General features: G+C 41.4%; 6 protein-coding genes. 4 read left to right on the top strand and 2 right to left on the bottom strand.

Translation table 11 applies throughout. The annotated features are described in order from the left end of the window. Positions 1–139: 139 nt before the first annotated feature. Both fabD and thiD read right to left on the bottom strand, forming a co-directional pair. On the bottom strand, positions 140–1,027 hold the full coding sequence (gene fabD / locus KFO40_RS24755) for an ACP S-malonyltransferase (RefSeq protein ID WP_004316407.1): 888 nt from the start codon (positions 1,025–1,027) through the stop codon (positions 140–142). Between the two features lie 50 nt (positions 1,028–1,077). Then, entirely contained in the window at positions 1,078–1,914 is an 837-nt protein-coding gene (gene thiD, locus KFO40_RS24750) for a bifunctional hydroxymethylpyrimidine kinase/phosphomethylpyrimidine kinase (RefSeq protein ID WP_004316408.1), read from the bottom strand. A gap of 341 nt (positions 1,915–2,255) precedes the next feature. On the opposite strand from thiD, the gene KFO40_RS24745 reads away from it, so the two are divergent. The 4 genes from KFO40_RS24745 to xylE all read left to right on the top strand — a co-directional run bounded on the left by KFO40_RS24745 (position 2,256) and on the right by xylE (position 7,566). Continuing rightward, positions 2,256–2,987, top strand: a complete 732-nt coding sequence (locus tag KFO40_RS24745) for an NUDIX hydrolase (protein ID WP_004295874.1) — start codon at positions 2,256–2,258, stop codon at positions 2,985–2,987. Positions 2,988–3,091: 104 nt separating this feature from the next. Further along, entirely contained in the window at positions 3,092–4,615 is a 1,524-nt protein-coding gene (locus KFO40_RS24740; RefSeq protein ID WP_008640143.1) for a xylulokinase, read from the top strand. Positions 4,616–4,656: 41 nt separating this feature from the next. After that, positions 4,657–5,973 carry a xylose isomerase gene (gene xylA / locus KFO40_RS24735; protein ID WP_004295876.1) on the top strand — a complete coding sequence of 439 codons (1,317 nt, stop codon included), beginning with the start codon at positions 4,657–4,659 and terminating at the stop codon, positions 5,971–5,973. Positions 5,974–6,111: 138 nt separating this feature from the next. Beyond that, on the top strand, positions 6,112–7,566 hold the full coding sequence (gene xylE, locus KFO40_RS24730) for a D-xylose transporter XylE (protein ID WP_004316410.1): 1,455 nt from the start codon (positions 6,112–6,114) through the stop codon (positions 7,564–7,566). Positions 7,567–8,310: the final 744 nt, after the last annotated feature.

The following is an 8,310-nucleotide window of genomic DNA, read 5'->3' as shown; positions in this document are numbered from 1 at the left end:
TGTTTTACAATGCTAAATTTACCGATGTTAAGAAAATGTTAAACTCATAAAATGACTTGGATAGAAACATAGAATACGTGTTGGCAACTATTACCAACACGCTCTATATCATTTAAAGATAAAGTCTGCTTACGGATATTTATGCAATACCGTGAGCATTGACAGTACCGTCAATCTTTTTAATCAATCCTTGAAGTACGGCACCCGGGCCACATTCTGTGAAATCAGTAGCACCGTCAGCAACCATATTCTTTACTGATTGTGTCCAACGTACGGAAGCAGTCAATTGGGCAACCAGATTCTTTTTGATTTCTGCAGGGTCAGTGTGAGGAAGTGCATCCACATTCTGATATACCGGACATTTAGGAGTATGTATTTCGGTAGCTTTGATAGCAGCTTCCAGTTCTATTTTAGCAGGATCCATCAATGGAGAATGGAAAGCACCACCCACTTTCAGCGGAAGAGCACGTTTTGCTCCGGCAGCTTTCATCAGTTCGCAAGCCTTTTCGATACCCGGTACAGAGCCGGAGATAACGATTTGTCCCGGGCAGTTGTAGTTGGCCGGTACGCAAACTTCACCTTCTGCATTTACTGCTGCACAGATTTCTTCTACTTTTTCATCCGGCAATGCGATAATAGCAGCCATGGTGGAAGGAGTAGCTTCGCAAGCTTTCTGCATAGCCATTGCACGTGCATACACAAGTTTCAATCCATCTTCAAAACTCAATGCACCGGCAGCAACCAATGCAGAGAACTCACCAAGTGAGTGGCCGGCAGTCATTTCCGGTTTGAAGTCGTCGCCCATGCAAAGAGCAGAAATAACAGAGTGAAGGAAAACGGCAGGTTGAGTAACCTTTGTCTGACGAAGATCTTCGTCTGTGCCGTCGAACATGATATCTGTAATGCGATATCCGAGGATATCATTTGCTTTTTCAAACAATTCTTTTGCTAAAGCTGAGTTTTCATACAGGTCTTTACCCATTCCTACAAATTGAGCGCCTTGACCGGGAAATACAAATGCTTTCATATTTTTATTATTTAATTGATTTTTAATTGCGGGTGCAAAGTTACGTATTTTTATGATACAACCGCACAAAAAGTACACATTTGTGCAACGGTGTCCGGAAAATGCCATAAAGGGCCGTTACCATGGCCGATATTCAATTCTTTTCCTGCGATAATGGCTTGAGTGATATATGTTTTCGCATGCTGGATGGATTCTCGCATGGGATAGCCTTTGGCAAGATAGGTGGCAATAGCGGAAGAGAGAGTGCATCCCGTTCCATGCAGATTATGGCTTTCTATTTTTTTCTCCTCATATATATGGTAGATAAATTCGGACGTATGCAAAAGGTCGCACATATTGTCTCCTTCCAGATGTCCGCCTTTTAGTAAGATATTAGTCTGATAATCATCCGTCAGCATTTTGGCAGCGGTCTGCATATCCTGAATGTTGTGAATACTTTTACCTGTAAGTACTTTTGCTTCATCAATATTAGGGGTGATTAGTGTGACAAGCGGTAAAAGTTCTTTTTTGATTTCTTCTATCGCTTCATCTGTCATAAGTTTCTTTCCGCTGGTAGACACCATTACCGGATCGTAAACGACGTATGCAGGTGAATATTTTTGTAGACAGTCGGAAATTACACGAACGATCTGAATGTCATTTATCATTCCTATTTTGATGGCAACCGGTTGCAGGTCGTCCATCACGGCTTCTATTTGTCCACGAACCATATCCGGAGAAATGGACTGTACGGCACGTACCCCCAGTGTGTTTTGTACGGTGATAGCAGTAATGGCCGATGCTGCATAGCCTCCTAAAGCCGAGATTGTTTTTATGTCTGCCTGAATACCTGCGCCTCCCGAACAATCGGAGCCGGCAATGGATAAAATGACTGGATGACGTTCCATTTTAGATTTTTTAATATTTACCCGACAAAGATAGAATAAAAAACGATAAGGTACAAAATGACATATCGTTTAAAATACAATAAGTACCTTTCCGGGTGTCTGTTGGAAAAGATATGAAAAGTACTGATAATAAAGCGTCCATCTAGTTTTTGTACTTTATACAATTACTCACCCGTGGAAATACTAAAATACATATTGTAATTCGTAAGATAACACTAACTATTCATATTGTAGAATGTATGATATGTATTTATATGAAAAACAATGTTTTATAGCATAGTTCTTATTTTTGTTTTGATGGTTTTTAGCCTCTATATTTGCATCGTCTTAAAGAAATAGATATGCAAAATTTACAGAAAAATACACCTTTAGCAAACAATCATATATCAGTAGACTGTGTAGTGATTGGTTTTGACGGAGAACAACTGAAAGTGTTGCTTGTAAAACGTGCAGGTGAGGATAATGGAGAAGTATATCATGATATGAAACTTCCCGGAAGTCTTATCTATATGGATGAAGCCTTGGATGAAGCTGCACAACGAGTTTTGTATGAACTGACAGGACTTAAAAATGTGAATCTGATGCAGTTTAAAGCATTTGGTTCTAAAAACAGAACGAGTAATCCGAAAGATGTACGCTGGTTGGAAAGAGCTATGCAGTCAAAAGTGGAGCGTATTGTTACCATTGCATATTTGTCGATGGTGAAGATAGATCGTACGTTGGATAAGAATCTGGACGATCACCAGGCTTGCTGGGTCGCTTTGAAAGACGTGAAAACACTGGCTTTCGACCATAATCTGATTATAAAGGAGGCAATGACTTATATTCGTCAGTTCGTAGAATTTAATCCTTCCATGTTGTTCGAACTGCTTCCGCGTAAATTTACAGCCGCACAATTAAGGACTCTTTTTGAATTAGTATATGACAAAGCCGTGGATGTGCGTAACTTCCATAAAAAAATAGCAATGATGGAATATGTAGTTCCTTTGGAAGAAAAACAACAAGGAGTGGCTCACCGTGCTGCCCGTTATTATAAATTTGATAAGAAGATATATAATAAGGTAAGAAGGTAGACCCTGTTCAAGTATTAAGTATTAGGCGTTGAATGTTAAAGCATTAATTGTCGGACATTGAGCGTAAATCGTAAATAGTAAATCGTTTAATCGTAAATAAAATTATGTTTCTATTAGGTTATGACATAGGTAGCTCGTCTGTAAAAGCGAGTTTGGTAAATGCGGAGACTGGTAAATGTGTATCCTCGGCATTTTTTCCGAAAACAGAAGCGAATATTATTGCAGTGAATCCCGGATGGGCGGAACAAGATCCTGAAAGTTGGTGGGAAAACTTAAAGTTGTCCACGCAGGCTATTATGACCGAATCCGGAGTTAGTGCCGCTGAAATTAAAGCCATCGGTATCTCTTATCAGATGCACGGATTGGTTTGTGTTGATAAGAATCAGCATGTATTGCGTCCTGCTATCATCTGGTGTGACTCTCGTGCGGTGCCATACGGTCAGAAAGCGTTTGAGACAATCGGGGAGGAGAGATGTCTTTCTCATTTGTTGAACTCACCGGGAAATTTTACCGCTTCCAAGTTGGCGTGGATTAAAGAAAACGAACCGGCCATCTATGAGCAGATTGATAAGATAATGCTGCCGGGCGATTATATTGCCATGAAGTTGAGTGGAGAAATCTGTACAACTGTTTCCGGGCTTTCGGAAGGTATGTTCTGGGATTTCAAGAACAATCGGGTGGCTGATTTCTTAATGGATTATTACGGGTTTGATTCTTCTTTGATTGCAGATATTAAACCGACCTTCGCAGAGCAGGGACGTGTAAATGCAATAGCTGCCAAAGAGCTTGGACTGAAAGAAGGGACACCGATTACTTATCGTGCAGGCGACCAGCCTAACAATGCCCTTTCTTTGAATGTGTTTAATCCTGGAGAGATTGCTTCTACGGCAGGAACATCGGGAGTGGTTTATGGCGTGAACGGTGAAGTGAACTATGATCCGCAGTCACGCGTCAATACCTTTGCGCATGTCAATCATACCATAGATCAGACACGTTTGGGAGTATTGCTTTGCATCAACGGAACAGGTATTCTCAACTCATGGGTGAAACGCAACATTGCTCCCGAAGGAATATCTTATAATGAAATGAATGTATTGGCTTCCAAAGCGCCTATCGGCAGTGCGGGAATCAGTATCCTGCCCTTTGGTAACGGTGCCGAACGTATGCTGAATAATAAAGAAATCGGTTGCAGTATCCGTGGACTGGATTTTAATACGCATGGCAAACACCACATTATCCGTGCCGCTCAAGAAGGTATTGTATTCTCTTTTAAATATGGCATTGATATCATGGAGCAAATGGGAATTCCTGTGAAGATGATCCATGCCGGACACGCTAATATGTTCTTGAGTTCTATCTTCCGCGATACTTTGGCGGGAGTCACAGGAGCTACTATCGAGCTTTACGATACGGATGGTTCCGTAGGCGCTGCGAAAGGTGCGGGCATCGGTGCAGGTATCTACAAGGATAACAATGAGGCATTTGCTACGCTTGACAAACTGGATGTGATTGAGCCTAATGTGGCAAAACGACAGGAATATGCTGACGCGTACGCAAAATGGAAATACCGTCTTGAAAAGTCGATGACCGGTAACATACCGGCTCCAGTTCTGTCTTCAGATAAATAATTAACAATTTAAATAATAACCATTTTAAAAATAAAAGAATTATGGCAACAAAAGAATTTTTCCCGGGAATTGAAAAGATTAAGTTCGAAGGTAAAGATAGTAAGAATCCGATGGCATTCCGTTACTACGATGCTGAAAAGGTTATCAACGGTAAGAAGATGAAAGATTGGTTGAGATTCGCTATGGCATGGTGGCATACTTTGTGTGCTGAAGGTGGCGACCAATTCGGTGGCGGAACAAAACAATTCCCTTGGAATAGTAATGCTGACGCTATACAAGCTGCAAAAGATAAAATGGATGCAGGTTTCGAATTCATGCAGAAAATGGGTATCGAATACTACTGTTTCCACGATGTAGACTTGGTTTCTGAAGGTGCAAGCATCGAAGAATACGAAGCTAACTTGAAAGCAATCGTAGCATACGCAAAACAGAAACAAGCTGAAACAGGCATCAAACTGTTGTGGGGTACTGCCAACGTATTTGGCCATGCACGTTATATGAACGGTGCTGCTACTAACCCTGATTTTGACGTAGTAGCTCGTGCTGCTGTTCAGATCAAGAATGCAATCGATGCAACGATCGAACTGGGTGGTCAGAACTATGTATTCTGGGGTGGCCGTGAAGGCTATATGTCTCTTCTGAATACAGATCAGAAACGTGAAAAAGAACACTTGGCAAAAATGCTGACCATCGCTCGTGATTATGCTCGTGCCCGTGGTTTCAAAGGTACTTTCCTGATTGAACCGAAACCGATGGAACCGACAAAACATCAGTATGATGTAGATACAGAAACAGTAATCGGATTCCTGAAAGCTCATGGCTTGGATAAAGATTTCAAAGTGAACATTGAAGTAAACCACGCAACTTTGGCTGGTCACACTTTCGAACACGAATTGGCAGTAGCAGTAGACAACGGCATGTTGGGTTCTATTGACGCTAACCGTGGTGATTATCAGAATGGTTGGGATACAGACCAATTCCCGATTGACAACTACGAACTGACACAAGCTATGATGCAAATTATCCGCAACGGCGGTTTGGGTAACGGTGGAACAAACTTCGACGCTAAAACTCGTCGTAACTCTACTGACCTGGAAGATATCTTCATCGCTCACATCGCAGGTATGGACGCTATGGCTCGTGCATTGGAAAGCGCAGCTGCTCTGCTGAACGAATCTCCCTATAAGAAAATGCTGGCTGACCGTTACGCTTCATTTGATGGCGGTAAAGGTAAGGAGTTTGAAGATGGCAAGTTGACTTTGGAAGATGTAGTTGCTTATGCAAAAGCAAACGGTGAACCGAAACAGACTAGCGGTAAACAAGAACTTTATGAAGCAATTCTGAATATGTATTGCTAATTAACCCCACCACAGATTACACGGATTGTCACAGATTGATTTTCTTCTCTCTTATTTTGAATTTTATCTGTGTCAATCTGTGAAATCTGTGGTGATATAAATCCAACTACTACAACACTACTTTATCTACTTATAACCATGATTAATACAACGAACGAAGGTAGTAAACTCTACCTATATTCGATAACCTCTGTCGCCATTTTGGGAGGACTGCTTTTCGGATACGATACAGCGGTTATTTCCGGTGCAGAGAAAGGCTTGGAGGCTTTTTTCCTTTCGGCCTCTGATTTTCAATACAATAAAGTAATGCATGGAATCACATCTTCCAGCGCATTGATTGGCTGTGTACTGGGTGGTGCGATCTCCGGTATATTTGCTTCCCGTTTGGGACGTCGTAATTCTCTAAGGCTTGCTGCCGTACTCTTTTTCCTTTCAGCATTAGGTTCCTATTATCCGGAAGTCTTGTTTTTCGAATATGGAAAGCCGAACATGGATTTGCTGATTGCTTTTAATTTGTATCGTGTTTTGGGCGGTATCGGTGTTGGACTGGCTTCTGCAGTCTGTCCGATGTATATTGCTGAAATTGCTCCTTCCAATATTCGTGGAACGCTTGTATCGTGTAACCAGTTTGCTATCATCTTCGGTATGTTGGTAGTATACTTCGTGAATTTCCTGATTATGGGCGACCATCAAAATCCTATTATTTTGAAAGATGCAGCCGGTGTACTGTCTGTTAGTGCTGAATCTGATATGTGGACCGTTTATGAAGGATGGCGTTACATGTTCGGTTCGGAAGCTTTCCCTGCCGCTTTCTTCGGTTTGTTATTGTTCTTTGTTCCCAAGACTCCTCGTTATCTTGTATTGATACAGCAGGATGAAAAGGCTTATTCGATCCTTGAAAAGATCAATGGTAAGACAAAAGCACAGGAAATTCTTAATGATATTAAAGCTACTGCTCATGAAAAGACAGAGAAAATCTTTACTTATGGAGTGGCAGTAATTGTGATCGGTATTTTGCTTTCTGTATTCCAACAGGCTATCGGTATTAATGCGGTACTTTATTATGCTCCTCGTATTTTCGAAAATGCAGGTGCAGAAGGAGGTGGCATGATGCAGACAGTTATTATGGGTATTGTAAACATTGTCTTTACATTGGTTGCAATCTTCACTGTAGACCGCTTCGGACGTAAACCACTATTGATAATCGGTTCTATTGGTATGGCTGTAGGTGCATTTGCGGTAGCAATGTGTGATAGCATGGCAATAAAGGGTGTTCTTCCGGTGCTTTCAGTGATTGTGTATGCAGCATTCTTTATGATGTCTTGGGGGCCGATTTGCTGGGTGTTGATCTCGGAAATATTCCCGAACACGATCCGTGGTAAAGCGGTAGCAATCGCCGTAGCATTCCAATGGATATTCAATTACATTGTATCTTCTACTTTCCCGGCACTGTACGACTTCAGCCCGATGTTTGCATATAGTTTATATGGCATAATCTGTGTGGCTGCTGCCATCTTCGTTTGGCGTTGGGTACCCGAAACGAAAGGTAAGACACTGGAAGATATGAGCAAGCTTTGGAAGAAAAATAAATAAATTAGGTTAGTGTAATTTCATCATGCCATTATGACTTCGGTTTCTTGGCATGGTTCTACTAAGATTATGACATCGTACCAAATGGTATGGTGTCATAATTGTTTTTATTTGAAGCTTTGGGGAACAGTTGTAAATCAGGGAATTTGGTTCAGGGGAACTCTATCTCCTAAGAATAGGTTCGTAACGGGTGCGGAAATGAATGAATTTTTTTCCTACTATAAAGTTGAAAAACATAAAAACATCTGCCACCTGCAACGAAAAGCGTGTAACACACTAGCTAATAAATAGTTGGAGCGTTGCAGATACCTGTGGCAGATAGGTTGCAGATACTTTATCTGCAACACGTTATATAATCAAAGAAAAAGCCTTGATTCCTTTGTGCAAAGCTATGGGATAATTGGGGTGACTCTACGGGGAAACGACAGTATCCTTACGTAGAAACTGTCGTTTCCCGCCTTAGAAACTCTCGTTTCCTGCCGTGGAAACTGTAGTTTCTAATGCCGGAAACGACAGTTCCCCGCCTGGAAACGGGAAGTTAATGTATACAATAAACTTTTGCACTCCTGGAGAATTAGCTTATGTAAGGTTTATACTGTGTTGCAGATACTTTATCTGCAACCTATCTGTCGCAGGTATCTGCAACGCTCCAACTGTTTATCAACTAGTGCATTACACGCTTTTCGTTGCAGGTGGCAGATGTTTTCATGTTTTTTCAACTTTATGGTAGGAGGATTACGCATCAAA

This window comes from Bacteroides sp. 1001302B_160321_D4 (assembly GCF_015667765.1).
GTDB classification, from domain to species: domain Bacteria; phylum Bacteroidota; class Bacteroidia; order Bacteroidales; family Bacteroidaceae; genus Bacteroides; species Bacteroides xylanisolvens.
Note: the sequence above shows the minus strand (reverse complement) of the source record. Positions and strands in the feature narration are given on the sequence as shown.